The 26,417-nt window shown below is 59.0% G+C and carries 26 protein-coding genes and 3 tRNA genes; 9 read left to right on the top strand and 20 right to left on the bottom strand.

Going from position 1 to position 26,417, the window contains the following annotated elements; genetic code table 11:
- Positions 1-33 precede the first annotated feature (33 nt).
- The 5 genes from MO767_RS20825 to MO767_RS20805 all read right to left on the bottom strand — a co-directional run bounded on the left by MO767_RS20825 (position 34) and on the right by MO767_RS20805 (position 4,943).
- Positions 34-1,329 (bottom strand): AcvB/VirJ family lysyl-phosphatidylglycerol hydrolase, encoded by a 1,296-nt coding sequence (locus tag MO767_RS20825; protein WP_282482041.1) that lies wholly within the window; start codon positions 1,327-1,329, stop codon positions 34-36.
- Complete coding sequence (gene mprF, locus MO767_RS20820) at positions 1,329-3,971, bottom strand: bifunctional lysylphosphatidylglycerol flippase/synthetase MprF (protein ID WP_282482040.1); 2,643 nt, start codon at positions 3,969-3,971, stop codon at positions 1,329-1,331. The genes MO767_RS20825 and mprF overlap by 1 nt, the downstream gene beginning before the upstream one ends.
- 278 nt (positions 3,972-4,249) lie before the next feature.
- Positions 4,250-4,326: transfer RNA gene (locus MO767_RS20815), tRNA-Met, on the bottom strand.
- 232 nt (positions 4,327-4,558) lie between these two features.
- Positions 4,559-4,635: transfer RNA gene (locus tag MO767_RS20810), tRNA-Met, on the bottom strand.
- Between the two features lie 231 nt (positions 4,636-4,866).
- Positions 4,867-4,943, bottom strand: a tRNA-Met gene (locus MO767_RS20805).
- 299 nt (positions 4,944-5,242) lie between these two features.
- Between MO767_RS20805 and dinB the strand changes: the two genes are divergently transcribed.
- Positions 5,243-6,304 carry a DNA polymerase IV gene (gene dinB / locus MO767_RS20800; RefSeq protein ID WP_282482039.1) on the top strand — a complete coding sequence of 354 codons (1,062 nt, stop codon included), beginning with the start codon at positions 5,243-5,245 and terminating at the stop codon, positions 6,302-6,304.
- 47 nt (positions 6,305-6,351) lie between these two features.
- On the opposite strand, the gene MO767_RS20795 is transcribed toward dinB, so the two are convergent.
- The 4 genes from MO767_RS20795 to MO767_RS20780 form a co-directional block, all read right to left on the bottom strand.
- Positions 6,352-7,305 carry a hypothetical protein gene (locus MO767_RS20795; protein WP_282482038.1) on the bottom strand — a complete coding sequence of 318 codons (954 nt, stop codon included), beginning with the start codon at positions 7,303-7,305 and terminating at the stop codon, positions 6,352-6,354.
- 17 nt (positions 7,306-7,322) lie between these two features.
- Positions 7,323-9,038, bottom strand: a complete 1,716-nt coding sequence (locus tag MO767_RS20790) for a proline--tRNA ligase (protein WP_282482037.1) — start codon at positions 9,036-9,038, stop codon at positions 7,323-7,325.
- A gap of 143 nt (positions 9,039-9,181) precedes the next feature.
- Positions 9,182-10,747: an AmpG family muropeptide MFS transporter gene (locus tag MO767_RS20785; RefSeq protein WP_282482036.1), complete on the bottom strand. Its 1,566-nt coding sequence runs from the start codon at positions 10,745-10,747 to the stop codon at positions 9,182-9,184.
- A gap of 44 nt (positions 10,748-10,791) precedes the next feature.
- A complete protein-coding gene (locus MO767_RS20780; protein WP_282482035.1) occupies positions 10,792-11,145 on the bottom strand; it encodes an MGMT family protein in 354 nt (117 codons plus the stop codon).
- A gap of 163 nt (positions 11,146-11,308) precedes the next feature.
- Between MO767_RS20780 and MO767_RS20775 the strand changes: the two genes are divergently transcribed.
- Positions 11,309-12,316: a DUF481 domain-containing protein gene (locus tag MO767_RS20775; protein WP_282482034.1), complete on the top strand. Its 1,008-nt coding sequence runs from the start codon at positions 11,309-11,311 to the stop codon at positions 12,314-12,316.
- 109 nt (positions 12,317-12,425) lie between these two features.
- On the opposite strand, the gene MO767_RS20770 is transcribed toward MO767_RS20775, so the two are convergent.
- Positions 12,426-12,635: a cold-shock protein gene (locus MO767_RS20770; RefSeq protein WP_002554837.1), complete on the bottom strand. Its 210-nt coding sequence runs from the start codon at positions 12,633-12,635 to the stop codon at positions 12,426-12,428.
- A gap of 354 nt (positions 12,636-12,989) precedes the next feature.
- On the opposite strand from MO767_RS20770, the gene dcd reads away from it, so the two are divergent.
- Together dcd and MO767_RS20760 are read left to right on the top strand one after the other, a co-directional pair.
- Positions 12,990-13,556, top strand: coding sequence for a dCTP deaminase (dcd, locus tag MO767_RS20765; protein WP_074874089.1), 567 nt, complete (start codon positions 12,990-12,992; stop codon positions 13,554-13,556).
- A 106-nt stretch (positions 13,557-13,662) separates the two neighbouring features.
- On the top strand, positions 13,663-13,872 hold the full coding sequence (locus tag MO767_RS20760) for a hypothetical protein (protein WP_282482033.1): 210 nt from the start codon (positions 13,663-13,665) through the stop codon (positions 13,870-13,872).
- 93 nt (positions 13,873-13,965) lie between these two features.
- Here MO767_RS20760 and MO767_RS20755 read toward each other — a convergent pair whose 3' ends face one another.
- The 6 genes from MO767_RS20755 to MO767_RS20730 all read right to left on the bottom strand — a co-directional run bounded on the left by MO767_RS20755 (position 13,966) and on the right by MO767_RS20730 (position 20,832).
- Positions 13,966-14,730, bottom strand: coding sequence for an ATP-binding cassette domain-containing protein (locus MO767_RS20755; RefSeq protein ID WP_282482032.1), 765 nt, complete (start codon positions 14,728-14,730; stop codon positions 13,966-13,968).
- Between the two features lie 13 nt (positions 14,731-14,743).
- Positions 14,744-15,862 carry a succinylglutamate desuccinylase/aspartoacylase family protein gene (locus MO767_RS20750; RefSeq protein WP_282482031.1) on the bottom strand — a complete coding sequence of 373 codons (1,119 nt, stop codon included), beginning with the start codon at positions 15,860-15,862 and terminating at the stop codon, positions 14,744-14,746.
- Between the two features lie 23 nt (positions 15,863-15,885).
- Complete coding sequence (locus MO767_RS20745; protein WP_282482030.1) at positions 15,886-16,596, bottom strand: ABC transporter permease; 711 nt, start codon at positions 16,594-16,596, stop codon at positions 15,886-15,888.
- Positions 16,593-17,321: an ABC transporter permease gene (locus MO767_RS20740; protein ID WP_282482029.1), complete on the bottom strand. Its 729-nt coding sequence runs from the start codon at positions 17,319-17,321 to the stop codon at positions 16,593-16,595. Before MO767_RS20740 ends, MO767_RS20745 begins: the two co-directional genes overlap by 4 nt.
- 56 nt (positions 17,322-17,377) lie before the next feature.
- Entirely contained in the window at positions 17,378-18,160 is a 783-nt protein-coding gene (locus MO767_RS20735) for a transporter substrate-binding domain-containing protein (protein WP_282482028.1), read from the bottom strand.
- 221 nt (positions 18,161-18,381) lie between these two features.
- Entirely contained in the window at positions 18,382-20,832 is a 2,451-nt protein-coding gene (locus tag MO767_RS20730) for a penicillin acylase family protein (protein ID WP_282482027.1), read from the bottom strand.
- Positions 20,833-21,190: 358 nt separating this feature from the next.
- On the opposite strand from MO767_RS20730, the gene MO767_RS20725 reads away from it, so the two are divergent.
- Entirely contained in the window at positions 21,191-21,748 is a 558-nt protein-coding gene (locus MO767_RS20725; RefSeq protein ID WP_282482026.1) for a cysteine hydrolase family protein, read from the top strand.
- 56 nt (positions 21,749-21,804) lie between these two features.
- Here MO767_RS20725 and MO767_RS20720 read toward each other — a convergent pair whose 3' ends face one another.
- The 4 genes from MO767_RS20720 to MO767_RS20705 are packed head-to-tail and all read right to left on the bottom strand — an operon-like array spanning position 21,805 to position 23,529.
- On the bottom strand, positions 21,805-22,014 hold the full coding sequence (locus MO767_RS20720; protein WP_007906737.1) for an SEC-C metal-binding domain-containing protein: 210 nt from the start codon (positions 22,012-22,014) through the stop codon (positions 21,805-21,807).
- Positions 22,011-22,505: an LEA type 2 family protein gene (locus MO767_RS20715; protein WP_282482025.1), complete on the bottom strand. Its 495-nt coding sequence runs from the start codon at positions 22,503-22,505 to the stop codon at positions 22,011-22,013. Before MO767_RS20715 ends, MO767_RS20720 begins: the two co-directional genes overlap by 4 nt.
- A 45-nt stretch (positions 22,506-22,550) precedes the next feature.
- Positions 22,551-23,027: a YchJ family protein gene (locus MO767_RS20710; protein ID WP_282482024.1), complete on the bottom strand. Its 477-nt coding sequence runs from the start codon at positions 23,025-23,027 to the stop codon at positions 22,551-22,553.
- Between the two features lie 4 nt (positions 23,028-23,031).
- Positions 23,032-23,529 (bottom strand): DUF6231 family protein, encoded by a 498-nt coding sequence (locus MO767_RS20705; RefSeq protein WP_046056366.1) that lies wholly within the window; start codon positions 23,527-23,529, stop codon positions 23,032-23,034.
- Between the two features lie 190 nt (positions 23,530-23,719).
- Between MO767_RS20705 and MO767_RS20700 the strand changes: the two genes are divergently transcribed.
- The 4 genes from MO767_RS20700 to MO767_RS20685 all read left to right on the top strand — a co-directional run bounded on the left by MO767_RS20700 (position 23,720) and on the right by MO767_RS20685 (position 26,400).
- Entirely contained in the window at positions 23,720-24,415 is a 696-nt protein-coding gene (locus tag MO767_RS20700; protein ID WP_282482023.1) for an OmpA family protein, read from the top strand.
- Positions 24,416-24,505: 90 nt separating this feature from the next.
- Positions 24,506-25,222 (top strand): OmpA family protein, encoded by a 717-nt coding sequence (locus tag MO767_RS20695; protein WP_282482022.1) that lies wholly within the window; start codon positions 24,506-24,508, stop codon positions 25,220-25,222.
- 148 nt (positions 25,223-25,370) lie between these two features.
- Positions 25,371-25,649, top strand: coding sequence for a DUF1145 domain-containing protein (locus tag MO767_RS20690; protein WP_134418797.1), 279 nt, complete (start codon positions 25,371-25,373; stop codon positions 25,647-25,649).
- Complete coding sequence (locus MO767_RS20685; RefSeq protein ID WP_282482021.1) at positions 25,642-26,400, top strand: collagen-like protein; 759 nt, start codon at positions 25,642-25,644, stop codon at positions 26,398-26,400. The genes MO767_RS20690 and MO767_RS20685 overlap by 8 nt, the downstream gene beginning before the upstream one ends.
- Positions 26,401-26,417: the final 17 nt, after the last annotated feature.

The following is a 26,417-nucleotide window of genomic DNA, read 5'->3' as shown; positions in this document are numbered from 1 at the left end:
GGTAACGAGGGCTTTTTTTCAGCGGGACTCAAATCACTCTGGAGCCGCCGTCTCCTTCGCTTGACGCTTCTCGATCACATCCACCAACCGCTGCGCCAGTTTCGGGTAGTTCTCGTCAAAGTGGTGGCCGCCCGGCAATTTCATCGCCTCGCCCACCGCGGTCTTGTCGGTACAGCCGCTCTCGTCGACTTCTTCTTCACCGTAGATGCACACCACTTTCTCCGGCGGCAGCTTGGCCATTTCCGGGCCGGTGGCGGCTTCTTTGCCGGCGTTGCCGAGCCAGCCTTCGACTTCGATCTCGAAGCTGCCGGTGCGGGCGAAGGCCAGCAGGATGATCGCATCGACCCGTTGCTGCTCCGATGGCTCCAGGCGGTTGTAGATCGCCGGCAGGACGTCGGCGCCGAACGAGTAACCGGTCAGGATGAAGCGTTTGGTGCCCCATTTCTGCCGGTAGTGCTGCATCAGCTCGGCGAGGTCCAGGGCGCTTTGCTCGGGGCTCTTGTGTTGCCAGTAGTAGCGCAGGGTGTCAATGCCGACCACCGGGTAGCCGATCTTGGCCATCTCGCCCGCTACGTCGCGGTCCAGGTCGCGCCAGCCGCCGTCACCGGACAGGAACAGGGTCACGGTGTCCTTGGCTTGGCCGGCGGGCACTTCGACTACCGGGATCTGCAGGCCGCCAGCGGCTTTATCGCCGCCAACGAGGATCTTGCGCAGTTCGTTGTTCAGCACTTGCGGCAGGTTGATGTCGTAGTCGCTGATGCTGGTTTCGGCGTTGGGTTGGTCGCGCACGAAGCCGGCGCTGGTGTCATCCGGGTTGTCGTTCCACGCCACCAGCCAGTGACCGTGGGCGGCACTTTTCGGCAGCAGGTGAGTGCAGCCGGGTTTTTCCAGGGCCAGGTCCACCGAGACAGCCTGGGCGATGTCGCTCTTTTGCTCGGACAACCAGCGCCACGCCAGCACGGCGCCAGGGCCGATGCCGCTGACCAGGGTTGCCGGGCCTTTGAGTTCTCTCAGGGCTGATTGCAAGGCGCGACTTTGCAGCAGGCAGTCTTTGGGCAGGATCACCTGGACAATCTGCGCCGAGCCGGTGCGGCTCAGGGTCATCAACTGTTTGTTGCTGAGCTTCTGCTCTTCATTTACCGCCACCAGCACCTGCGCGCGTGGCGTGTTGCCGGGGATGACGCGGGTCATCGCGGCGCCATCGGCCGGCGTCAGCTGTTCGAGGGTCGGTTCGGGTGCCGGGCGTTTCAGGTACCAGTAACCGCCACCGAGAATCAGGGCCAGCACTACCAGTGTGGCCAGTACGTACCGCAATGAGCGTTGAATCATCAGCGTTTCACCAATCCAGTCAAGCCGCCCGCAATCAGGGCAGCAGTGTCGGCCAAGGCAACCAGCGGATCGAGTCCGGCGGGCACGGCCATATAACGGGGTTCCCAGTCAGGCTGGAATTTGTCTTTGAAACGGCGCAAGCCTTGAAAGTTGTAGAGCTGCTCACCACGGCGGAAAACCATCGAGCCCAGACGCTGGGTCAGTGGTGCACCACGACGGGGTTGCAACCCCGACAACGGCACCATGCCCAGGCTGAAGCGCGCGTATCCATGATTTTTATAATGTTGAATCAGGCCGACCATCATGAATTCCATGGTCAGCTTGGGGGCATCCGGGTGCGCGCGCATCAGGTCGAGGCTGGCCAGTTCATGGCCGTAAGTCTCGAGCAGGTTGGCGAACGCCACCGGGCGCCCTTCGAAACGAATCACCGCGACGCGGAAATGTTTGAGGTAATCATCGCTGAAACGGCCGAGCGAGAAGCCTTTCTCGCGCACGTTCTTGCCGGTCAGCCAAGCATCGGAAATTACCTTGAGTTCTTCCATCGGTGCTTGTCCTGGATCAAATATCTCCAGCGACAGGCCATCGCGAGTGCCGCGGTTCCAGGTGTAGCGCAGGTCTTTCATCTCTTTGCCTTTGGCCTCGAGATCAAAGCGAAGCAGATCGATCCGGGCTTCTTCGCCGAGTTTGATCGCGGTCAGGCCAATGTCCATGTAGTACGGCAGGTTCTCGGCGCGCACTTGGTAGAACACAGGACGGGCGTGGTGGATGTCGCAAAGGTCGCGGAACTGCCAGATCATTTCGGCCCGTTGCTGGGTCGGGCCGATTGGGTCATACAAGGCCACCAGGCTGCGACCACGGCGTGCGTACATCAGGAACGCTTGGTCGTTGGGGTGAAACAGCAGCGCCTTGTCACCGGTCAGGGCGAGGCCACCATCCGGTTGTGCGGAGGCCATGAGGATCTTTACCGCGCGGTTGAGCTCATCGGCCGTCGGCAGATGGATCACCGGGCGTGCCGTGCGCAGCAGCCAGGTCAGGGACACCACCACCAGCAATACTGCGGCGCCGAGCAGCGAGCGCAAGCCACGCGGGGCATCGGCGTCGAGGGTGAACTGCCACCACAGCTGATGGCTGTACGGGACGTCCTGATAGGCGAACAGCAGCAGCCAGATCGACGCACCGAGTACACACAGGCTGGCCACCAGATACAGCGGCGAGAACGGCACCTCAGTCAGACGGCTGGGGCGATAGAACGAGCTGCGGAAAACCCCCAGCAAGCTCGCAGTCAGCGTCAGCAAGCAGGCTTCTTCCCAGTCGAAGCCCTTGAGCAGAGAGAGCAGGGCAGCGACCAGCAACAAGATGGTGGTCAGCATCCAGGCAGCCGACAGTCGGCGGCGCAGCCCTTGGGCCAGCAGCAAGCAAAGCACACCGATCAGGCTGGCCCCGAAGTGCGAGGCGTCGACCAGTCGATGCGGGATGAGAAAGCCGATGTGTTCCAGGCGGGTGTCGATTTCTGGGGTGGCACCGGAGAACAGCAGGACCACGCCGGACAGAAAGACCAGGACCGCCAGAATCGGTGCGGCCAGGCCGGACGCCACCCTTAAGGACTGACGCGATTGAAACAGGCGCTGACCTTCATTGATCAACAGGAATACGCAGGCCACCAGCAACGGCAGCACCACGTAGATCAGGCGATAGAGCAGCAGGGCGGCAGCGAGTGGCGCGGCGCCGAGTGTGTCGGAGAAGGCAGCCAGCAGAATCGCTTCGAACACCCCGACCCCGCCGGGAACATGGCTGAGCACACCGGCGGCCAGGGCCAGCAGGTACACCAGTAGGAACGCGCCGAAGGGCGGTGCTTCCGGCAGCAACAGATAGAGCACGGTAGCCGCGGCGGCGACGTCCAGCGCAGTGATGATCAGTTGCAGAAACGTCAGGCGACGGCCCGGCAGGCGCAAGGTGCGGCGTCCGACCTTGACCAGCAGGTTGTCCGGGTAAGGTTGCTCTGGCAGGCGGCGACGGTAAATCCCGATGGCCAATACGCTGAAGAGCAGCAAAACGGCCGCGGCGACGGCACCCAGCAACGTCTCGGACAGACCCAGGGCGGCAGAAGCGCCAGGCAGGTTGCTGAGGGTGGCGAGGGCGGCCAGCGGGGGCAGGGCGCAGCCGAGCGACAGGCTGGCGAATAGCGTCATGTGAGCGACTTCAGAAGCGCCCAGACCGTGACGTGCATATAAACGATAGCGAACCGAGCCCCCCGAGAGCATCGAAAGGCCGATGGCATTGCCGATGGCGAATGCGGTGAACCCGCCCAGGGCCAGGACTCGCGGCGCCAGGTTCACGCCCGCGTAGCGGCTGGCTGACCATTCGTAGCCCAGCAGGATGATGAAGCCGACTACGGTCGCGCCCAGCGCGCCCAACAATGCCGGTTTCGGAACGTCGAGAATCGAGTCGTGCAGAGCGTACAGATCGAGTTCGCTCAGCAGGTGGCGACAGGCAATCAGCGCGATAGCGAACAACAGCAAAGTGACTGCCAGGCCAATGGGTTGGCGGTATTTGCTGATTCGATCAAGCAGGCGCAGACGCTCGGCCTTGATCGGTTGTGTCGCTGTGACGGTGTCTTGTGGATCAGACGAGTTGGCGCGCATCAATCACCTCTTGGATTGTGCGCGACAGGATGGGGGTATCCAGCCAAGTTACCAATCCCTGTAGAAAAAAATAATCACAAATATTAACGTCTCTCACCGGGTGTCGGCGATGGTACGTCATTAGTCGTAGGGGCTTCTGTCTGTAGCTCAGCATAGTCTGGGCTCAGAGCATTGGGGATCCCGAACGGCTCGCTACACAGTGGCAGATCATTGTTGCGAAAGGACTTTTTCAACAGATACAAAAAAGGCCACTCTTTCGAGTAGCCTTTTTTGATGTTTGGTTGCGGGAGCCGGATTTGAACCGACGACCTTCGGGTTATGAGCCCGACGAGCTACCAGACTGCTCCATCCCGCGTCTGTGTGGCGGCATTCTACAGGCGAACGCCGGAGTGTCAACCGTTAATCCTGAATAGGGTCAAATAAGCGTATATGAGTGGCGAACGGTCGTGGAGGAGACTTAAGTTTCGGAATCAGAACGATTTCTCATTTCTGCGCCGTCAGTCGTTGCCCTCTCGTATATAGGCTCATATTTACAAAAGAGACGCGCACAAAAAAGGCCACTCTTTCGAGTAGCCTTTTTTGATGTTTGGTTGCGGGAGCCGGATTTGAACCGACGACCTTCGGGTTATGAGCCCGACGAGCTACCAGACTGCTCCATCCCGCGTCTGTGTATCGGCATTCTACAGGCGAACGCCGGAGTGTCTACCGTTAATCCTGAATAGGGTCAAATAAACGTAAATGAGCGGCGAACGGCCGTGGGGGAGACTTAAGGCTCGGAATCAGAACGATTTCTCAATCCTGCACCGTCAGCCGTTACCCGCTCTTTTCTATCCTGTGTTTACAAAAGAGACGCGCACAAAAAAGGCCACTCTTTCGAGTAGCCTTTTTTGATGTTTGGTTGCGGGAGCCGGATTTGAACCGACGACCTTCGGGTTATGAGCCCGACGAGCTACCAGACTGCTCCATCCCGCGTCTGTGTGTCGGCATTCTACAGAGGATCGGCAGGCTGTCAACCTTCAACCCAGAGAAAACCTCTTCCCGTTCAATCGCTTAGCTTGAAAACAGGGCTGAGTGATGGGCTGTAAGGTCGGTGTGGCAAGGCTTTCAGCTCTATCGGGTGAAGCTTTTCGATTAAGAAAATAAATTCATCGGCACTTTCCTACAAGTAGAAAAGAACATTCAGAGTACTGGTGCTATATACAGGTGTCAGTGAGATACTGCCGATCTGACAAGCCAGTACTCCATTTCTTCACCATGAACACTGCTTTTATATGACGCAGCGAAAAATCATCCACGTCGATTGTGACTGCTTCTACGCCGCCATCGAGATGCGTGACGACCCGCGCCTGGCCGGGAAGCCTCTGGCAGTGGGCGGTGCTGCGGATCGACGTGGAGTGATCGCCACCTGCAATTATGAGGCTCGGGCTTATGGGGTGCGCTCGGCCATGTCTTCCGGACATGCCTTGAAGCTGTGTCCGGACCTGACCATCGTCAAGCCACGCATGGAGGCCTATAGAGAAGCCTCTAAGGAAATTCAAACGATCTTTCGCGATTACACCGACTTGATCGAGCCGCTTTCCCTGGATGAGGCCTACCTCGACGTATCCGACAGTGCGCATTTCGGTGGCAGCGCCACGCGGATTGCCCAAGACATTCGCCGTCGCGTCTCTAATCAGCTGCACATCACTGTTTCGGCGGGCGTTGCGCCGAACAAGTTTCTGGCCAAGATCGCCAGCGACTGGAAGAAGCCTAACGGCTTGTTCGTCATTACGCCGGATCAGGTCGAGGATTTTGTCAGTGGTTTGCCAGTGAGCAAGTTGCACGGCGTTGGCAAAGTGACCGCAGACAAATTAGGTCGGCTCGGCATCGTCGATTGTTCGCATCTGCGCGAATGGGACAAGTTGGCGCTTGTGCGCGAATTCGGCAGCTTCGGCGAGCGACTCTGGAGCCTGGCCCGTGGGGTCGATGATCGGTTGGTGCACAACGACAGTCGTCGACAGTCGATCAGTGTCGAAAATACCTACGACGTGGACTTGCCGGATCTGGTGAGCTGCCTCGATAAATTACCCGAGTTACTGGAAACCCTGGCCGGCCGCATGGCGCGAATCGACAGCAGCTATCGACCCGGCAAGCCGTTCGTCAAAGTGAAATTCCATGACTTCACCCAGACCACTCTGGAGCAGGCCGGGGCAGGGCGGGATTTGGGGAGCTACCAGTTGTTGCTGACCCAGGCGTTCAATCGTGGCGGGAAACCGGTGCGGTTGCTGGGGATTGGGGTGCGACTGGAGGATTTGCGGGGCGGGTTTGAGCAGATGGAGTTGTTTGAGCGTTGAGACCTGAAAGCAAAAGATCGCCCATGCGGACGATCTTTTAGGGGGGCTTAATTCGGTCCCGGATCCGCGACCAGTCGCCCGCCATCCTTGGTCAACGACTTGAGGAATTCGCTCTGCAACTCAGGATCGTTGCGCGTCAGTTCGATCAGGCTTTGTTCCAGTTCGGTGGCTTCTTCTTCCAGCCCCAGTTCCGACAAACGTTTGACCCGGTGTACCCACTGGCTCACTTCGTCGTCTTCGAGGTCGTCGTAAATCAGCCCATGAGCTTCGAGCAGCTTGCCGCGCAGGGAGCTACTGACCGCCAGGGACGAATTGGTGTGCACATCGTCCTGAGCATTCTGGACACTGATCAGCAGCCGGCTCAAATGATTGATGTCGTGTTCGGCAAACGGGCTGTCCAGCAGGTTCACGCGCAATACACCGTTTTTGTCGGTGGTCATCTCGAACGTTTCCTTGCCGGCCTTGACCTCAACCGGGCGCTCGCTCCATGGCAGGCTCGAGTACTCGGTGCGCTTGTCGAGCTGGACCTCGTCGATTCCCGCCAGATTCTGCTGTGCACGACCATGAGACTGCGTGTTCATGAACGGGTTGAGCCCGGCGAAACCGTAGCTCAACCAATCCTTGGTCACGCTGTCCGGCAGATTGCCGAGAGCGAACACGTTGACCACGTTCGCTCCGACGCCGGCCACTACGGCCACCGCGCCCAGCGGAATCTCGTAAACCTCCCGCCAGGGTTGGTAAGGCGTGTAGCGGTCGTAGTGGCGTGTGACTTCGAATTCGGTGACTTCGAACGTCTTCTGCTCGTGGATCTTCACCCGACGTTGCGGCAGCTCAAGCACCTTGGGCTCGCCGACATCAATCTGCAGGCTGTGATCGAGCAATTTGCGCTCGACACGTTCCTCGTGCTCGCTGCGTTGTGACATGTGATTGGCACAGCCGCTGACCAGCAGGGTGCCGCACAGGGCGGCACCACCGAGGCCTAAGGTGTTTCGCTTGAACATGACTTCTCTATCTGGTGTCAGCGGCGGATACGGGACTGAAGGAAGGACAACACGTCTGCGACCGGCAGCGCTTGCGCTTCGGGCTCGGTGCGGCTCTTGTATTCAAGATTGCCTTCGGCGAGGCCGCGGTCACTGACCACGATCCGGTGAGGAATGCCAATCAGCTCCATGTCCGCGAACTTGATGCCCGGGCTGGTTTTCTTGTCGCGGTCGTCCAGCAGTACTTCGAAGCCGGCGGCAATCAGTTCTGCGTACAGCTTGTCGGTGGCTTCGCGAACCTGTTCGGTTTCGTAGCGCAGTGGTACCAGGGCGATCTGAAACGGGGCCAGCGTGTCACTCCAGATGATCCCGTTGGCGTCGTTGTTCTGCTCGATGGCCGCCGCCACCACGCGGGAAACGCCGATACCGTAGCAACCCATTTCCAGGGTGACTGGCTTGCCATTCTCGCCCAGCACTTCGCACTTCATCGCTTTGCTGTACTTGTTGCCCAGCTGGAAGATGTGCCCGACTTCGATGCCGCGCTTGATTTCCAAAGTGCCCTTGCCATCCGGGCTCGGGTCGCCGGCGACCACGTTGCGCAGGTCGGCAACGGTCGGAACCGGCAGATCACGCTCCCAGTTCACGCCGAAGTAGTGTTTGTCGTCGATGTTGGCGCCGATGCCAAAGTCGCTCATCAATTCGACGGAACGGTCAATGATGATTGGCAGCGGCAGGTTCAACGGGCCCAGGGAGCCAGCGCCGGCGCCAATGGCGTCGCGTAGTTCACTTTCGGAAGCCATGACCAGCGGGCTGGCAACGCCAGGCTGGTTGCCGGCCTTGATTTCGTTCAGCTCGTGGTCGCCACGGATGATCAGGGCAATCAGCTTGCCTTGCTCTTCAGCGTGAACCACGAGGGTCTTGATGGTCTTTTCAATCGGCAGGTTGAAGCCTTCGACCAGTTGCGCAATGGTCTTGGCGTTCGGCGTGTCGACCAGACGCAGCTCTTCGGCAGGTGCGGCGCGGGAGCTCTCGCGTGGCACGGCTTCGGCTTTCTCGATGTTCGCCGCGTAGTCGGAACCGTTACTGAAGACGATATCGTCTTCGCCGGATTCGGCCAGTACGTGGAACTCGTGGGAGCCGGCACCACCGATCGAGCCGTTGTCGGCTTCAACCGGGCGGAATTTCAGGCCCAGACGGGTGAACACGTTGCAATACGCCTGGTGCATGCGGTCGTAGGTGACCTGCAGCGATGGCTGGTCAGCGTGGAAGGAGTAGGCGTCCTTCATGATGAATTCGCGACCGCGCATCAAACCGAAGCGTGGACGGATTTCGTCACGGAATTTGGTCTGGATCTGGTACAGGTTGATCGGCAGCTGTTTGTAGCTGCTCAACTCGTTGCGCATCAGGTCAGTGATGACTTCTTCGTGAGTCGGGCCGGCGCAGAAATCGCGACCGTGGCGATCCTTGAAGCGCAACAACTCAGGGCCGTATTCTTCCCAGCGACCGGATTCCTGCCACAGCTCAGCCGGTTGGGTGCTCGGCATCAACACTTCGAGAGAGCCAGCGGCGTTCATTTCTTCACGAACGACGGCTTCGACCTTGCGCATCACTCGCAAGCCCATCGGCAGCCAGGTGTACAGGCCCGAGGCGAGTTTGCGGATCATGCCGGCGCGCAGCATCAGCTGATGGCTGATCACGACCGCGTCGGAAGGCGTTTCTTTCTGTGTGGCGAGCAAAAATTGACTGGTGCGCATGGTTGGCCGTTGTCGGTTGCTGATGACGGGAAATGACGGAGCATTGTACGGGCGAGATCTGCTGGCGTACAGGTGTGCGGTCGGCGGGTGTAGCGGGAGGGCGGGAATCCCCGCGCCCTCTGCGCTGCTTACTGCTTGAGAGCCTACGATTCTTCCGCGACCTGGGTCGGAACCGGTTCTGGTGCCGGCGTTGGCGTCGGGCCTTCGCGGCGGCTCTCCTGGAACCAGTGCAACGCGATCAACAGCAGCGTCGGAACGCCCAGCAGGGCGGTGATCAGGAAGAAATTGTGATAACCGAATTTCTCCACCATGACCCCCGAATAGCCGCCGATCAGGCGTGGCAGCAAGAGCATGATCGAGCTGAGCAGGGCGTACTGGGTTGCGGAGAACTTCAGGTTGGTCAGGCTCGACAGGTAGGCGACAAACGCCGAGGTCGCCAGGCCCGAACTGAAGTTATCCAGGGAAATGGTGAGGATCAGCATGTTCAGGTTGGCGCCCATGTCGGCGAGCATCAGGAACAGCAGGTTGGTGCCGGCTGATGCAATGCCGCCGATGAGCAGAATCGGCAAGATGCCGAAGCGCACAATCAGCAGGCCGCCCATGCCGGCGCCGACCAGGGTCATGATCAGGCCAAAGATCTTGCTGACGCTGGCAATCTGATCCTTGGTGAAGCCCTGGTCGATGTAGAACACGTTGGCCATCACGCCCATGACTGTATCGGACATCCGATAGGTGGCGATCAGCCCAAGCAGCAGGAACGCTTGCCAGCGGTAGCGCAGAATGAAGTCGTTGATCGGCGTCAGCACCGGCGCCAGGCCACGGCGGCCAATGGCTGACAGGCACAGGGCGGTGAGCGTGGTGTAGAGGATTGCCCGCAGGAGCGCGCGGTCTTCGAGCAGCAGGTTGAGCACGCTCACGCCTTCGAACAGCACGCTGGCAAAATCGGTGTTGTACAACTGAGTGAACATGGCCGGCACGGAAACCAACAGCACGATCAGCACAAACACCGATGCCAGTTGATGCACAAAGCTGTAGCGCCCGGCCTGAAGCTGCGTGCGTAGCGGCACCGGCGGTTCACGCATGAAAAAGGAGGTCAGCAGCGCCGGAACCATCAAGGCGCCGAACAGGATGTAGGTGCCGGCCCATGCCGAATGCTTATAGTTGAAACCGGTGGAGCCGAAGCCTTCAGCGAAGAACAGGGCGCCGGCGGTGGCCAGCAGCGCGGCGATCCGATAACCCGACATGTAACTGGCGGCGAGCGCGGCCTGACGGCTGTCTTCAGCGATTTCCAGGCGATAGGCGTCGACTGCGATGTCTTGCGTCGCCGAGGCGAAAGCAACGACCACAGCAATAGCGATCAACCAGGACAAATGCTTTTGCGGGTCGCAGAAACCCATCCCGATCAGGCCGAGAATGACCAGTGCCTGGGAAAGCACCAGCCAGGAACGTCGTCGACCGAGCTTGCCGAGAAATGGCAGGCGCCATTGGTCGAGCAGCGGTGACCAGACCCATTTAAAGGCGTAGGCCAGGCCGATCAGGCTTGCATAGCCGATGGTTTCGCGAGCTACGCCGGCTTCGCGCAGCCAGACCGAAAGTGTCGAAAACACCAGCATGTAGGGCAGGCCGGCGGCGAAACCAAGCAGCAACAGTACAAGCGTCGAGGGGCTGGCATAGGCGGCGAGCGCGGCGCGCCAGGTTTTACGGGGCATGGGCTGGAGTCTGCCTCAAGAAATACGGAAACAAAGCGCGCACTCTAACCGCTGTGCTCTACCGGGCGCCAGCCATGGCGCTGAATATCAACACGATTGTTCAGGATACTGATGCCCTCCATGCGCAAACGCGCGCGTTGTTCATCCCCCGACGGGCTGCCCACGGGCAGGCTGATACGCCCGCCGGCGCCAAGCACGCGGTGCCAGGGTAATTTGCTGTCACCCGGCAGCAGGCTCAGTGTCCGTCCGACGAAGCGGGCGGCGCGACCCAGTCCCGCCAACTCGGCGAGCTGACCGTAACTCACGACTTTGCCCTTCGGGACTTGCGCCAGTGTCAGGTATAGCGCCGTGCGTCGGATTTGCGCCGGACTATCGGTTTCGGTGGTGGAGTCGGTCACGTCGGCAGTTCCTGAAAAAAGTTCGCCTTACCGTCTGTAGAGTAAATCCTGGATCCCCCGTTGAGAAATGAACTCAATAGAAATAGTCGGGTCAGTCCTTGCTAGGGTCTTATTCCTACGGATAATGCCGACTTTTTTCGCAAACTTGAGCCTGTATTTGCTTATGTTGTCCAGAACCTTGCTGTGCCTCGCTGTCGTCAGCGCCTCTACGCCCTTGCTAGCCGATACCGTCTGGTTGAAGAACGGTGACAAGCTGAGCGGCAAGATCACCGTTTTCGATGGCGGCAAGCTGTTGATCCAGACCGAGTACGCCGGTGCCGTCCCGATCGACTGGAAGCAGGTTAAAACCCTGGAAAGCGATCAGGAATTGCTGGTCAAGCAGGATGCCTACACCGGCGAAAAGGCCAAGGCGCTGCATGCGGCAGGCGACGGCAAGGTCACCCTGGCTAACGGCGAGGCGCCCAAGACTGTGGAGCTGGCGAGCATTCAGCAGATTCTCAAGCCCAAGCCTATCGTCGAGGATTTGGTGTGGAAGGGTAATGTCGATGCAGCGCTGGATTATCAGCGGGCCGAGAAAGACACCGACGATTACGATATTGGCTTCAAGACCACTGCGCGTCATGGCAGATGGCGACACACCGCAGAAGGCGAGTACAACCGCGAGTTTCAGGATGACGTGATCACTACCGACAACTGGCAGGCCGAATACTCGCTCGACCGCTTCCTGACCGAAAAATGGTTCTGGGAAGGGCGCGCGGTCTATAAGCGTGACAAGGTCGAAGAGCTCTCTCGTCAGCGCACCGTCGGTACCGGCCCCGGTTACCAATTCTGGGACGACGAGCTGGGCGCATTCTCGCTGGGCTCGCTGGTCAACCGCACGGACTATGAGTTCGCTGACGGCGGCAAGGAAAACTTCTATTCCCTGGCGATGAAGTGGGATTACAACCGCTACCTGATTGGCAAGAAGGTGGAATTCTTCACCAATGGCGAAGTGGGCAAGCCGTTGTCGGGTGTGGCGGATTACGCGCTCGATGCCGAAATGGGCTTGCGCTACAAGGTGACCGAATGGGCATCGCTTAATCTGAAGGCCGAGAGAGACATCATTAGCGGCACCGACGATGCAGATTTGGATAAGACCCGGTACACCGCCGGGTTTGGCGTGGCCTGGTAAGACGCAAAAAATCGCAGCCATGGGCTGCGATTTTTTTTGCCTGCAAAACAGACAGACACAAAAAAGCCCCGCTTTTGAGGGCGGGGCTTTTTACTAAAGCAAGTACAAGTTAGATAACTTGAACTTCTTCAGCTTGCATGCCTTTCTGACCGCGGGTAGCGATGAAAGAAACCTGTTGGCCTTCTTTCAGGCTTTTGAAGCCGTCGGATTGGATAGCTTTGAAGTGAACGAACAGGTCGTCACCGGATTGTGGAGTGATGAAGCCGAAGCCTTTTTCATCGTTGAACCACTTAACGGTACCAGTTTGGCGATTAGACATGGTGTAACTCCTTGAACAAAGATAACTGCGACTCAGGAAGAACCCTGGCCGAGACTGAGTGCAAAGAGCAGGAAAAATTCTTGTAGATGGTTGGATCGAAATTCAACATATCGTGTAGAGATTCTCAGTGACACAAGCAGCACAGTGGCGCCACCTTAACCCTTTTTCCGGAACGTGCCAATGCTTACTGCGAAGGTTTCTCTGTTTTCATGACTGACGGTCCGCCGGTTTACCCGCAAGGGCCGGAAATTACGGGGGATCGGCAAGATTTGTGACCCGGACTTTGAACCCGAAGCGCGCGCCCGGTAAGATGCCGGACAGATTTTTTCCACCTCGCTATTCAGGACACCCGCCATGAGCATCAAATCGGACAAGTGGATTCGCCGCATGGCGCAAGAGCACGGCATGATCGAGCCCTTCGTAGAGCGCCAGATGCGCGGTGAAGGCGCCGACCGAGTGATTTCCTACGGCGTGTCGAGCTATGGCTACGACGTACGCTGCGCCGATGAATTCAAAGTGTTCACCAACATCAATTCGGCGACCGTTGATCCGAAGAACTTCGACGAGAAGAGCTTCGTCGACGTCAAGAGCGATGTCTGCATCATCCCGCCGAACTCCTTTGCCTTGGCACGCACCGTCGAATTCTTCCGGATTCCGCGCAATGTGCTGACGATCTGCCTGGGTAAAAGCACCTACGCGCGTTGCGGCATTATCGTCAACGTGACGCCGCTCGAGCCTGAGTGGGAAGGCCACGTGACCCTGGAGTTCTCCAACACCACCACGCTGCCGGCAAAAATCTACGCCAACGAAGGTGTGGCTCAGATGCTGTTCTTCGAATCCGACGAAGAGTGCGAAGTGTCCTACAAGGACCGTGGCGGCAAGTATCAGGGCCAGCGCGGCGTTACCCTGCCACGCACCTGATCCGTTCGTCTGGCAAGTCGTGGGAATTCTTGAGCGGGTGGACACTCTATTGGGTGTACTGCCCGGTTCGCGCAACGCGGACGGGGCCATCGCTCAGGAGTGCCCTATGAAGATCGATCCGCGAATAAGTGCCGAGCTGGCAAGGCTTGAGCCCAATCAGGTTGGCGTTTTGGCCTGGTCGTTGTTGGCACATCCACCTATCAGCACGGCGGGGGGCATCCCCGGTCAGCCTGATCCCGATACCCCCAACGAACAACCTACCGAACCCGGTGAGCCTACGCTGCCGGATGAGCCGCCTCCCGCGCCCGTTGCTTGATCGCCGCCTTCGAAAAACGAATGGCCAGTCAGCTGATGTCTTCAAAGACTTCAGCTGACTGGCCATATTTCGTTGTAGAGGTGGGAAGTGAGGCTATTTCAGGTTGCCGCTCAGGAACTGCTTCAACCGCTCACTCTTCGGATTGCCCAGCACGTCGTCTGGCGCCCCTTCTTCCTCCACCAGTCCTTGATGCAGGAACAACACCTGGCTCGATACTTTGCGGGCGAAGCTCATTTCGTGGGTCACCATGATCATGGTCCGGCCTTCTTCGGCCAGGCCCTGGATCACTCTGAGCACTTCACCGACCAGCTCCGGGTCGAGTGCCGAGGTCGGTTCGTCGAACAGCATGACTTCTGGTTCCATGGCCAACGCGCGAGCAATGGCGACTCGTTGCTGCTGACCGCCGGAAAGAAACGCCGGGTACTGATCCGCCACCCGCGCCGCCAGCCCGACCTTGTCGAGATAACGCCGCGCACGGTCTTCGGCTTCCTCTTTGCTGCAACCCAATACCCGGCGCGGGGCCATGGTGATGTTTTCCAGCACCGTCATGTGGCTCCACAGGTTGAAGTGCTGGAACACCATGGCCAGGCGCGTGCGGATCTTTTGCAGTTCATCGGCGTCGGCCACGTGCATACCGTAGCGATCCTTGATCATGCGGATGTTCTGGCCGTCCAGGCTCATGGCGCCGTCGTTGGGTTGTTCGAGAAAGTTGATGCAGCGCAGGAAGGTACTTTTGCCCGAGCCGCTGGCGCCTATCAGGCTGATGACGTCGCCGGTGTTGGCCTTGAGCGAAACACCTTTGAGTACTTCATGATCGCCATAGCTTTTATGCAGGCCTTCAATGGTCAGTTTGTACATAGGACATGCATCCTCAAGGCGAAAGTAGGTAGCCGCTGCGATAGGCTTCGGTGCCCGCAATGTGGGCGATCACCATACCGGCAGTGGCCATGCGCCGTAGTGAGCGGGCGTACATCAACCCGGCGACGGTGCAATGAACGGGGGTGACGCGGTCAAGGATCGGGTCGATGATTTCAGCAATCAATTGCCCGGCTTCGAGGTATTCCCCTGGCAGCGCGGTGAACACCAGCAGCCCGCCGACCGGTGTTGCCACCGGTTCAACACCGGCCAGCGGCGTGGCCGGGTAGGGCAGTTCGGGCAGCGACGCGGGTTCGCCGGCAATGGCGCCGAAGTGAATCAGGTAATTGATCAGCGCCTGGCAATCGAGGCTGGCCAATGGGTGATTGACGTCACCCTGACCGCGCAATTCGACGGTGACCGAAAAACTGCCCAGCGGAATATCGAAGTGTTCGCCGAAGCGTTCCTTCAACTGCCACCAGAGCAGGGTGAAGCATTCATCGAACGACTGACCGCCGGAGTCGGTAGCCAGCAGGCTGGCTTCGGCGCCGATGTACCGCGCCAGCGGCTCGACCTGCGGCCACGCCTCGGGCGTGGTGTAAAGGTGGGCGACCGCTTCGAAATCGCAATGCAGGTCCAGCACCATGTCCGCATCGCAGGCCAGCCGTTGCAGGGTGAGGCGCTGGGATTGCAGTTGTGTGCTGGCCGTCTGCTGAGCGAGGGCATTGCGTAGGCTGCTGCGAATCAGTTCGAGGTTGTGCTGTGGATCGTCGCCGAGCAGGCCTTCGATCTCGTTGCCAACGGCTTCGCTCAGATCGACGAACCAGCGGTTGAAGTTCTGCCCGCTTTCGAGGTCGTAGCGGCCGAGTGGTACATCCATCAGCACTTGTTCGAGGCCGGCCGGGTTGGCCACCGGCACCAGCACGATTTCGCTGCGCAGGCGGCCGGCGGCTTCGAGTTCCGCCAGACGCTGCTTGAGGTGCCAGGCCACCAGCATGCCGGGCATTTCGTCGGCATGCAGGGATGACTGGATGTAAATTTTGCCTTTGGCCGATGAGGGGCCGAAGTGAAAGCTGTGAATCTGTCGAGCGGTCCCCGGCAGCGGGGCCAGCAGGTCATGAATCTGGTGGAGCATGTCTCTTTATTCCTAAAGCGGGTCTAGTGGGTCGGCCCAAGGAAGGCCAGCCATCGGCGTTCGGCGAGGCGGAACAGGCCGACCAGCGCAAAGGTAACGGTCAGGTAGATCAGCGCAGCGATGCCGAACGACTGGAACGTCAGGAAGGTCGCCGAGTTGGCGTCCCGCGCGACTTTCAAGATGTCCGGGATGGTCGCGGTGAATGCCACGGTGGTTGAGTGCAGCATCAAAATCACTTCGTTGCTGTAATAAGGCAACGAACGACGCAGGGCCGAAGGCATGATCACGTAGGCATAAAGCTTCCAGCCTGTCAGACCGTAAGCCTTGGCCGCTTCGACTTCACCGTGGTTCATGCTGCGGATCGCCCCGGCGAAAATCTCCGTGGTGTAGGCGCAGGTGTTCAGGGCGAAGGCCAGGACCGTGCAGTTCATCGCATCGCGAAAGAACGCATCCAGTACGGGTTGGGCGCGCACGGCGGCCAGGCTGTAGATACCGGTGTAGCAAATCAGCAGCTGGATGTACAACGGCGTACCGCGGAACAGGTAGGTGTAGAACTGCACCGGCCAGCGGATGTAGAAGTTCGGCGAAACCCGGGCGATAGAGAGTGGAATCGACACCAGAAAACCGATGAAGATCGACGCACTGAGCAGCCACATGGTCATGGCCAGGCCGGTGATGTTGTAGCCGTCGGTATAAAGGAAAGCTTTCCAGTATTCCTGCAAGAGTTCGATCATCGTACGGCCTCCCGGGAACCGGCAGCGTAGCGGCGTTCGAGCCAGCGCAGGACGAAGTTGGAGGCGCTGGTAATCAGTAGGTAAATCAGTGCTGCAAGCACCAGGAAGTAGAACAGCTGATAAGTGCTTTTGCCGGCATCCTGCGCCGCCTTGACCAGGTCGGCCAGGCCGATGATCGAGACCAGTGCGGTGGCTTTGAGCATCACCATCCAGTTGTTACCGATACCCGGCAGGGCAAAACGCATCATTTGCGGGAAAATAACGATCCAGAAACGCTGGCCGCGCTTGAGGCCATACGCGGTAGCGGCTTCGACCTGGCCCCGTGGGACCGCGAGAATCGCTCCACGGAAGGTTTCGGTGAAATACGCGCCATAAATGAAGCCCAGGGTGATGACCCCGGCGCTGAACGGGTTGATCTCGATGTATTCCCATTCCATGAAATCGGTAAACGACGTCAGCCAGGTTTGCAGGCTGTAGAAGATCAACAGCATCAGTACCAGGTCCGGCACACCGCGAATCAGTGTGGTGTAGATCTGGGCCGGTACGCGCACCAGTTTGACTTTTGACAGCTTGGCACTGGCGCCGAGCAGCCCGAGCAATACGGCCACCAACAGCGACAATACCGACAATTTGATGGTCATCCAGGTGCCTTCCATCAGCAACGGACCGAAGCCCTGAAGGCTGAAGGCTGAGAGCCCCAGGTTTTGTAGTAGGTTTTCGAGCATAAATCAGCAACCTGATCGGATGAAAAAAGCGCCCATCGCAAGATGGGCGCCGGGCATTATTTGCCGCTGTACAGATTCAGATCGCCAAAGTGTTTCTTCTGAATGGTGGCGTAGGTGCCATCGTCGTGTAACGCTTTGATACCTTTATCCAAAAGTGCCTTGAGGTCTTTGTTACCTTTCGAGATACCGACAGCCGTTTTGGCTGGCAGTAATTCGCTGTCCACCGGCTTGCTGATTTCGTAATCGGCGCCATTTGGCGATTTCAAAAAGCTCAGTTCGGCTTGCAGCATGTCCTGGATCGCTGCGTCGAGGCGACCGGAAGTCAGGTCGGAATACACCTGATCCTGATTCTGATAGGCCTGGGTTTTCACGCCAGCCTTGTCCAGAACGGCCTTGGCATAGGCTTCCTGAATGGTGCCTTGCTCGTAGCCGACGGTTTTGCCCTTCATCGAAGCGACGTCTTCGGTCAGGCCGGAACCTTTCTTGAATACGTAAGCGGTTGGGCCGGAGAACAGCTCGCTGGAGAAGTCGATGACTTTTTCGCGGGCCGGGGTGACGGTCATCGAAGAGATCACGCCGTCGAATTTATTGGCCTTCAGGCCCGGAATCATGCCGTCGAAATCGCTTTCAACCCATTTGCACTTGACCTTCAACTCGGCGCAGATCGCGTTACCCAGATCGATGTCGAAGCCTACCAGGCTACCGTCAGCCGCTTTTGACTCAAACGGAGCGTAGGAAGGATCAACGCCAAAACGCAATTCCTTGTATTCCTTGGCCAGCGCGGAACCGGCTGCCATGCACAACGCCAGTGCAGAAAGGGTCAGCAATGCTTTTTTCATTATTCAATCCCTAAAAACCAATATGAGCGCTTGTGGCGCAGAATTATTGTTACTGGAAAGCGTAAGACCTTACGAAAGTAGCAATTTCCGAACCAGAGTCCCGAACAAGTGTTTTAAAAGGTGATTCAAGAAATGGCAAGGAGGGATTTGTGCACGAAAACGGGCGCCGGAAAATAGCCGCACCAACTTGGTTCGCAATGGCACAAATCCATGTGGGAGCCTTACTTGCCAGGTGTTAGCGTCAACCGCTTGTTGCCATACACCTTGTCAAAGTTCTGCGGCTGCATCGGCAAGCTCATGTATTGCCCCTTCAGCCAAGGATCAATGCTGTCGAGGTAGTTCGCACTCGCCGGATTGCCGGATTGCCCCGTACCGTTCTGCCCCATCAGCGGTTCCGCCTGGCCGAAGTCAACGATAAAGCGCATGGCTGGCGCCAGGGTGGTGTTGAAATCCTGACCCCAGGCGAACGCCGAGGTATTCAGCGTGGTGTGGTCGCCGCCGGCCGCAAGCGGACCGCGCACCGACTGGCCGCTGGTGTTTTTCCATTCGTAGCGGTGCAGTTTGCCCCACTGCCAGGCTTTGTGATCGCCGCCTAACTGACTGTCGCCCGCGCTGATCGCTGCCGCCAGACTGCGGGCGAGGATCGCCGGTTTATCTTCTTTCTGCGGTGTGCGAGTGTCATCCCAGAACGGACTGTCCTCACGACCCAGCAGGTGATCGGCCTGGGCCGCGTAGGACAACTTGCCGTTGGCGATAAAGGCTTTCCACGCCGGGCTGCTTTCCGGGCCCAGTTCGTCGAGGAAAATCTGTTGGGTGCTTTGCTGCAGGAACAGCTCGTAAATCGCTGCATCAGCGGAGGTCGGGCTGAGTTTGCCGTCGAAGGCCATCAAGCGGGTATAAGCCTCGCGAGCCTTGCCACGATCCGTCTCAGGCAACGCTTCGATGGCCTGCTTGAGTGGCTTGGCCATGCCCGGTGCTTCGAACATTTTCTTCAGCTTGGCAGCGAAAGTGGTGGTCTGGTCGTATTGCATCGCGATCAGGCTGCGCGTGTCGTGTTTACCCACGCCGGCCAGTTCGGCCAGGCGTTCGCCACGCTCCGGCGCCGACCATGAATTGGACAGCTGCATGCCGTAGCCATGCGGAATGACTCGCTGGTTGGCGGTGCCGAGCCAGCCTTGGGCCGGATCCTGGTCATAGGGATGGAGCATCGGGTCGGCGTAACCATCCCAATCGTAACGACTTTCCCAGCCCGGCGACGGCAGCAGGCCTTCACCTTCGCGACGGTTCGGGTAACGCCCGGTGACTTGCCAGCCTATGTTGCTGGCGTCGGCAAATACCAGGTTCAGCGCAATGGCGCGGATTTCACGGCTGGCGTCCGAGGCTTTCTCGACGGTCTGCGCCCGGGACAGGTCGAAAAACGCGTCCAGGGTCTTGTCATCGGTGAAGTTCGGCGTCTGCAAGGCCAGGCCGAAACCGTTGGCCAGCGTCGTGCCTTGGGCACTGTTGAGCAGCGGGCCATGGCGGGTTTCGTATACCACTTCGCGAATCGGCCGCTGGCCTTTGACGAAGTAGGTTTCGTTTCGCACGATTGCCGGCTGCCATTTGCCGCCGACCTCGTAGGAAAGACCATTGCCCTGGCGTTTGATTTTTTCCAGGAACAGGTCCTGGTTGTCGCCCATGACGGTGGTCATGCTCCAGGCCACTTTGCCGTTGAAACCGCCGAGTACCATCGGTAAACCGGCAATGGTTACGCCAGAAGCCTGGTACTTCGGCGCGCGGATCTGCACGTAACTGAACAACGACGGCACGCCCAGTGGTCCGTGGCTGTCGCTGGCCAGCAGGCTTTTGCCGCTGCGGCTGCGTTGCGGGCCGATCGCCCAGTTGTTCGAGGAGGTGGCGCCCAGCAAATTCAGATCGGACAGTTGGCTCGTGGCTTTGCTGATCTCGGCCAGGCCCGGGATTTGCCCGTTGAGCTTGATGCCCTGAAGTTTTTCAGCTTCGGCCAGCGGCAGTTTTTCATCGGGGGCAGATGGCGTCAGCCACGGGAGCTTGTCGGTGCTGACGGTCTGGGCCAGCATCAGCGAGGCAATCTCTTCCGGCAGGTTGGCCGACTGGCTGAAGTTCAGCAGGCAGAAAATCAGCGCCGAGTCTTCCGGTTTCCAATATTCAGGCTTGTAGCCGGTGGCCGCGAGGTCTGCCGGCAGTTTGTCGCGATAGCGGAACAGGTAGGCGTTGACGCCGCGGGCATAGACTTCGAAGAAGCGTTTGAGGCGCGGCGAAGACGCCTTGTACAGCTCGCCGGCGCTTTTCTTCAGATTGACGGCGCGCATGTAGCGGTCAGCGTCGAGCAGGTCCGAACCGGACATCTCCGACAAACGGCCCTGAGCCAACAGGCGCAGGGTGACCATTTGCGTGATGCGGTCGGTGGCGTGGACGTAACCCAGGGTGAACAACGCGTCGTGGAAAGTGTTGCTTTCGATCAACGGCATGCCCATGGCATTGCGGCGTACCGAAACGTTCTGCGCCAGGCCTTTGAGCGGCTGCACACCGGTGGTCGGCGGGAGGGTGTCCTGGGTGTTCCAGGTCTGACAACCGGTCAGGCTCAAAACACTGGCCACTGCTGCGGCAACGCCGAACCGGGGAAGAAAATGTGAAAGGGCTGGCGAGGCCATGGCAAAGCTCCTGCGGGGGGTAGTGGTGCCCGGCCTCGAAAGTCGCCGTTCACTTTTGACGGCGTCTAATGTCGCCAGACTGCGTTGCCGTTCCTCGCCATAGCGGGCTATGACTGGTCGCGGCGCCTTGTCTGACAACATTAGCCACTCGTCAAAAGATGAACGGACTTCCGAGGCCGGGCACAGTAAAGGCGCTACGTTAGTGAGCAGGAGGTGGCCGCGCAAGCGGGGTATCAGGTTATTTCAGGATTTGTCTGTGGAACGGAAAAAGATCGCCGCCTCTATCAATAGCTTGCCTGTAGGAAGAGGTGATGCTGAAGTGCGGGAAATTCAATGACCCCGCATGAGAAAAACCGGCATGGAGCTCAAAACCAACGCGGCGCTGATCATCATCGATCAACAAAAAGGCATCCTGCATTCCAAGTTGGGTCGCCGAAATAATCCTCACGCCGAGCAGCGAATTCTCGATTTGCTAGCGCATTGGCGTCGAACCGGGCGACCGCTCATTCACGTGCAGCACTTGTCCCGTTCACCTGACTCGGTGTTCTGGCCGCAGCAATCGGGGGTGGAATTTCAGGAACGGTTTCAGCCACAGACCGGTGAGCTGCTTATTCAAAAGCAGGTGCCGGATGCGTTTTGTGCGACGGGGCTCGAGCGAACTTTGCGAGAGGCGGGGATCGATCAGTTGGTCATTGTCGGCGTAGCGACCAACAACTCAGTGGAATCCACGGCGCGAACGGCCGGTAATCTGGGGTTTGAAACGTGGGTCGTGGAGGATGCGTGTTTTACCTTCGGCAAGGCTGACTACTTTGGTAAAGCCCATACAGCCGAAGAAGTGCATGCGATGTCGCTGGGTAATTTGCAGGGCGAATATGCGACGGTTGTCAGCACTGAAAAAATGCTTGCCGCTGGCTAAAACGTTGTAGGAGCCGGGGGATGCCCGACTCCTGCGCAGAGCAGTGCTTCAACGCACTATGCGCCGTGGCACTTCTTGAATTTCTTGCCGTTGCCGCAGGGGCAAGGGTCGTTGCGGCCGACGTCTTTGAGGGCGTTGCGCACCGGTTCCTGGTGGGCGTGGCCGCAGTTCGGGCCGTGGACATGGCCATGGTCGTGATCGTGGTGGTCGTGATGGTCATGATCGTGGTTGCAGTCAGGGCCATGGACATGGGGTTGCTGGGTCATCGGTTTTGCTCCGGAATTAAATCGGCGGGGATTATCACGCCATTGCGCGCCAGGTGCACGTAGTGCGCGATGAATAAACCGGTTTCCAGTTCACCTTCCAGACGATAGGGAATGGGCTGCTTGGGTTTTTTCAGCAGTTTCACCAGCTCCCGCACCTTGGGCCACAGGTTGGTACGGATAGGTACTTTAAAGTAGGCACTGTGTTTGGGACCGACCGTAAACCAATGTTCGTGCTCGCCTTCGGTCAGCAGCATGTCGCCCAAGTGTATGCGGTACTCGATGCCCCGTACTGTCAGATCGCTGTCGTTGGGGTTGTCGACGCGAAAGTGCAAAAGGAATCGTTGCTGCATCAGTTTGGCCTGGACGACTTCGACCTTGACCAGATGCACCTGCGGTTCCGGTTCATCGTCGCCGAACCAGGACGCACAGCCGCCGAGCCCCAGAAACAGGAGCAGGGTGAGGGTTTGAAAGACGCGCCGCTGACTGAGCATGGGGTGACTCCCTTTGATGCCCAGTCTAGCCTCTCGGGGGTTACATCAACTGCTGAAATAACCCGCACAACATTTCTTGAACTTCTGCCCGCTGGCGCAAGGGCACGCATCATTGCGTCCGGCCTTGAGTTGTACGGTCGGGTCGATGAAGTACCAGTGGCCGGCGTTCTGCACAAACGACGAGCGCTCGCGGTGGCTGTGCTCACCGCTGCCGTCGTGCCAGCGCGCGGTGAAGGTCACGAAGGCATGTTCCGGCTGACCGCCCAAGACCTCGGAGCTTTCCACTTCAAGGCCCAGCCAGGTGCTTTGGGCGCTCCAGTCGCTGATGGACTGCCGATCGAGGCCTGCCTGTTGTGCGGGCAGGGTGGTCGCCACCAGATAATCGATCAGCCCCAGCACATAGGCGCTGTAGCGCGAACGCATCAAGGCTTCGGCACACGGCGCCGGATGACCGGAATGGTAATGGCCGCAGCAGGCATCAAGGAGGGTGCCGCTACCGCAGGGGCAAATGGATGTACTCATTGCGTTACCACCAATATTTCCCGAAGTTTTCCGGATTGGCCCAGAACCGTGAGTTAAGCCAGTCGGGTACTTGTTTGTAGTCAAGCAGATCATAGGTGAACAGGGTCAGCACTTGATCGTCGCGCTGGAAGCGTTCGCTGGCTTGCAGGGCCAGGGAGAAAAAATCGGTCTCCTGCCAGCCGCTGGCCGGCAAGTCCGCCAGCACCGCGATGCGACTGGCGTTGAGGTTACGGATCCCGCCCAACAGGTTCAGGCCATCGCGTTTGGGCAAGTGTTCGAGGCAATCGACCACCAGCGCCAGGTCAAACCGGCGCGCCGCCAATTCGGCCGGCAATGCCCCAGGTGCCGCATGGGCAACACAAGTGTCCGGGTGCGCCAGCTTGAAGGCCTCAAGCGCGGGGAACTCGCTGGCGCCAATCAGCAACAGGCGCGCGGGGGCATAAAGATCAAGCAAAGCGGCCAACGCCTGCTGGGGCGTGCGCGAAGAAATACCTGCAATCATCGAAGATCCTCAATCAGAGCTGCCAAGACTAGCTTGCTCAAAGGGCCGGGCCTAGAGCTGGTTTGTCCCAAAAGCGCCGATGTGCCGTGAACACGGGTCAAAACTGCAATGGCCTATTGCTGGCGGAGATTAAAACTCGGGTCTTTACTACCTGAATCGGTTCTAAGCCGATCCTTCAGGAGAAAACTAGATGAGCATAGTTCGCACAGCATTACCCTTGGTTCTGCTAACCAGTGTGTTGACTGGTTGCGCAGGTTTGCAGAAAACCGACTGGCCGACCTGTGCGGCGGTCGGTGGTGTCGTGGGTGCAGGTCTCGGCGCGACCGAGAGCTCGGCATGGGCGGGGTATGGCGCGCTGCTCGTCGGCGGCACAGCTGCGGCCTATTGCTGGGTTCACGGTGATGGCGACGAAGACGGCGATGGCGTGCCGGATAGCCGCGACAAGTGCCCGGGTACACCTAGAGGCGTGCGCGTCGATGCCGACGGTTGCCCTCCACCGGTGCCTGCGCCAGTGGTCGAAGAAGCGGTTGTGGTTAAAGAAGAAGTCATCGTCATTCGCGATGTTCACTTCCAGTTCGACAAGGCCACTCTGACCCCTGCCGACAAAGTGGTACTCGATAAAATCGCCACTCGCTTGAAAGGGGAAGCGCCTAACGCCCAACTGACTGTAACCGGTCACACCGACAGTGTTGGCAGCGATACCTATAACCAGAAACTGTCGGATCGTCGTGCGCACTCGGTGGTTGAATACCTGATTTCCCAAGGCATACCCCGCAGCGAATTCGTGTCTGTTACCGGTGCCGGTGAAAGCCAGCCGGTTGCCGATAACAAAACCGCTGACGGCCGCTCGATGAACCGTCGCACGGAAATCAAAATCAACCGCTAAACCCCTCGTACTCCGCGGCTTGTGCAGTCGCTGATGCGGGTCTTTACTCCTGTGTGACCGGCATTGGCCGGTAACACAGGAGCTTTCACCATGAGTGTTCTCACACGGACCGTCTTGCCGGTTGTGCTGCTTGGCAGCCTGTTGACCGGTTGCGCTACTCACAGCGATGGCACCGCCCCCCTCAATCAACGAACCTGGCCAATCTGCAGCGTTATCGGCGGCCTGGTCGGCGGAGGTCTGGGCGCTCTCGAAAGTGGCGGTTGGGCGGCCGGCGGAGCGGCGCTTGGTATCTTGACCGGTGGCTTGATCTGTTACGCCCAGGATGGCGACGAAGACAACGATGGTGTCTTCGATCGACGTGATCGCTGCCCTGATACGCCGGCCAATACCCCCGTCGAACATCATGGTTGCCCATTGCCGCAGTACCCGGCCAGTGTGAAACCAGAACCTGCTCAATCGGAGGTCATCACCCTGAGCGACGCGGGCGACGTGCTGTTTGCCTTCAACCAATCCGAACTGACCCCTGCCGCGCAGAGCAAGCTGGATTCGCTGATGCCGAAACTGCAAAGCGCCGATGTGGTGAGCATCAAGGTGATCGGTCATACCGACAGCGTCGGCTCGGATACCTATAACCAGGCACTCTCGGAACGTCGCGCCAGTAGCGTGGCGGCCTACCTGTTGAGTCAGGGCGTGACGCCGAACAAGCTCACCAGCGAGGGCAAGGGCCAAAGTCAGCCGGTGGCCGATAACGAAACGGAAGAAGGACGGGCGAAAAACCGTCGAGTGGAGTTGCACATCAATCGCTGAGCCCCGTGATAGAGCCGTCGGACCACAATTGAAGTCAGTCCGGCGGCCATTCGGCGGCCTTCATGAAGAATTTTCCGTTGCCCTCTGGCTTATCCCGCGTGTAAGCCGGTACTGTGCGCGCAAAGAATAATTATCAACGGTGGAGCGAATGAATGTGTTTTGGGGGCTGGGCAAGTTGTTGACCCTGCTGTTCTGGCTGGTGGTGCTGGTCAATCAGCTCATGCCGTTTGTCAATCCTCTGCATCTGCTGGTCGATCTCGCCGGTAGCCTGCTGGCATGCCTTCATCTTCTTGAGGCGGTGTTCTGTTTCCGCAGCCTCAGAGGTCGCGCTCACCCTTGGCTTGATCGCCTGAAGATCCTCTTTTTCGGCGTTTTCCACCTGCAAACCATCCCGGCTCCGACCGCGCCTAAGGCTTCCCATGCGTAAACTCTGTCTGCTCGCTGCACTCATCAGCCCGTTGGCCTGCGCCCAGGTGGTGAGCGTCGAAACCAACTCGCTGATGCGTTTGCCCAACACCGCCAGCACCTTGCAGCTGGAACGCCTGGAAGTGGCCGACTACGGCACGTTGTTGATTCCCTCGAATGTGACCGAGGTATCCGTCGGTGAATTGCGTCTGGGTCGTGAAGCGCGGATCGCTATCGTACCCGGCGAACAGCCGCTTGAGCTGAAGGTCAGTCGTGCGCAGTTGTCGGAAGGCAGCCAGATTACGGCTCGCGGCGCGCCGGGGACCTACCTCAAGGCCGCCCGCTCCGGGCGTAACCTGAACATGCAGATCAAGGCACTGAGTGCGCCGCTGTTGTTGGTGGACGCTCGCGGCGGTGCGGGCGCACCGGGTTTCGTCGGTCTCGATGGGGCCAACGGTCAGGCACCGGGTTGTACCTGGGGTCAGGCCGGTCGTGGTGCCGATGGCAGTGATGGCAGCGACGGTCAGCCGGGCGCGCCGGGTGCACTGGTTCGTCTGGAAGTGCCGCGCGATTACCCTGCGCAACTGATCAAGGTCCAGGTGGCCGGCGGTGACGGTGGTGTGGCCGGGCCTGGCGGTAAACCGGGCGCGGGTGGCAAGGCCAAGGGCTGTTTCGTTTACAAGGCCGATGGCGGCAAGAACGGCCGCCCTGGGGTTGATGGTCAGCCGGGGGCCGCGGGTGCGGCGGGTTCGGTGACTGTGCAGCGGTTGTAACCCTTACTGATCGTTCC

The sequence above is a fragment of the Pseudomonas sp. UYIF39 genome (genome assembly GCF_029963765.1).
Taxonomy (GTDB): domain Bacteria; phylum Pseudomonadota; class Gammaproteobacteria; order Pseudomonadales; family Pseudomonadaceae; genus Aquipseudomonas.
This window is presented reverse-complemented; position numbering and strand designations above follow the sequence as displayed.

Coding starts and splice junctions, on each gene's coding strand:
- dinB (WP_282482039.1), top strand. CDS start 5,243: ATGACGCAGCGAAAAATCATCCACGTCGATTGTGACTGCTTCTACGCC.
- MO767_RS20785 (WP_282482036.1), bottom strand. CDS start 10,747: ATGCCCCGTAAAACCTGGCGCGCCGCGCTCGCCGCCTATGCCAGCCCC.
- MO767_RS20775 (WP_282482034.1), top strand. CDS start 11,309: ATGTTGTCCAGAACCTTGCTGTGCCTCGCTGTCGTCAGCGCCTCTACG.
- MO767_RS20715 (WP_282482025.1), bottom strand. CDS start 22,505: ATGCTCAGTCAGCGGCGCGTCTTTCAAACCCTCACCCTGCTCCTGTTT.
- MO767_RS20790 (WP_282482037.1), bottom strand. CDS start 9,038: ATGCGCACCAGTCAATTTTTGCTCGCCACACAGAAAGAAACGCCTTCC.
- MO767_RS20825 (WP_282482041.1), bottom strand. CDS start 1,329: ATGATTCAACGCTCATTGCGGTACGTACTGGCCACACTGGTAGTGCTG.
- MO767_RS20735 (WP_282482028.1), bottom strand. CDS start 18,160: ATGAAAAAAGCATTGCTGACCCTTTCTGCACTGGCGTTGTGCATGGCA.
- MO767_RS20700 (WP_282482023.1), top strand. CDS start 23,720: ATGAGCATAGTTCGCACAGCATTACCCTTGGTTCTGCTAACCAGTGTG.
- MO767_RS20690 (WP_134418797.1), top strand. CDS start 25,371: ATGAATGTGTTTTGGGGGCTGGGCAAGTTGTTGACCCTGCTGTTCTGG.
- MO767_RS20755 (WP_282482032.1), bottom strand. CDS start 14,730: ATGTACAAACTGACCATTGAAGGCCTGCATAAAAGCTATGGCGATCAT.
- MO767_RS20705 (WP_046056366.1), bottom strand. CDS start 23,529: ATGATTGCAGGTATTTCTTCGCGCACGCCCCAGCAGGCGTTGGCCGCT.
- MO767_RS20770 (WP_002554837.1), bottom strand. CDS start 12,635: ATGTCTAATCGCCAAACTGGTACCGTTAAGTGGTTCAACGATGAAAAA.
- MO767_RS20745 (WP_282482030.1), bottom strand. CDS start 16,596: ATGATCGAACTCTTGCAGGAATACTGGAAAGCTTTCCTTTATACCGAC.
- MO767_RS20725 (WP_282482026.1), top strand. CDS start 21,191: ATGGAGCTCAAAACCAACGCGGCGCTGATCATCATCGATCAACAAAAA.
- MO767_RS20685 (WP_282482021.1), top strand. CDS start 25,642: ATGCGTAAACTCTGTCTGCTCGCTGCACTCATCAGCCCGTTGGCCTGC.
- MO767_RS20795 (WP_282482038.1), bottom strand. CDS start 7,305: ATGTTCAAGCGAAACACCTTAGGCCTCGGTGGTGCCGCCCTGTGCGGC.
- MO767_RS20695 (WP_282482022.1), top strand. CDS start 24,506: ATGAGTGTTCTCACACGGACCGTCTTGCCGGTTGTGCTGCTTGGCAGC.
- mprF (WP_282482040.1), bottom strand. CDS start 3,971: ATGCGCGCCAACTCGTCTGATCCACAAGACACCGTCACAGCGACACAA.
- MO767_RS20710 (WP_282482024.1), bottom strand. CDS start 23,027: ATGAGTACATCCATTTGCCCCTGCGGTAGCGGCACCCTCCTTGATGCC.
- MO767_RS20740 (WP_282482029.1), bottom strand. CDS start 17,321: ATGCTCGAAAACCTACTACAAAACCTGGGGCTCTCAGCCTTCAGCCTT.
- MO767_RS20750 (WP_282482031.1), bottom strand. CDS start 15,862: ATGCTCCACCAGATTCATGACCTGCTGGCCCCGCTGCCGGGGACCGCT.
- dcd (WP_074874089.1), top strand. CDS start 12,990: ATGAGCATCAAATCGGACAAGTGGATTCGCCGCATGGCGCAAGAGCAC.
- MO767_RS20760 (WP_282482033.1), top strand. CDS start 13,663: ATGAAGATCGATCCGCGAATAAGTGCCGAGCTGGCAAGGCTTGAGCCC.
- MO767_RS20730 (WP_282482027.1), bottom strand. CDS start 20,832: ATGGCCTCGCCAGCCCTTTCACATTTTCTTCCCCGGTTCGGCGTTGCC.
- MO767_RS20720 (WP_007906737.1), bottom strand. CDS start 22,014: ATGACCCAGCAACCCCATGTCCATGGCCCTGACTGCAACCACGATCAT.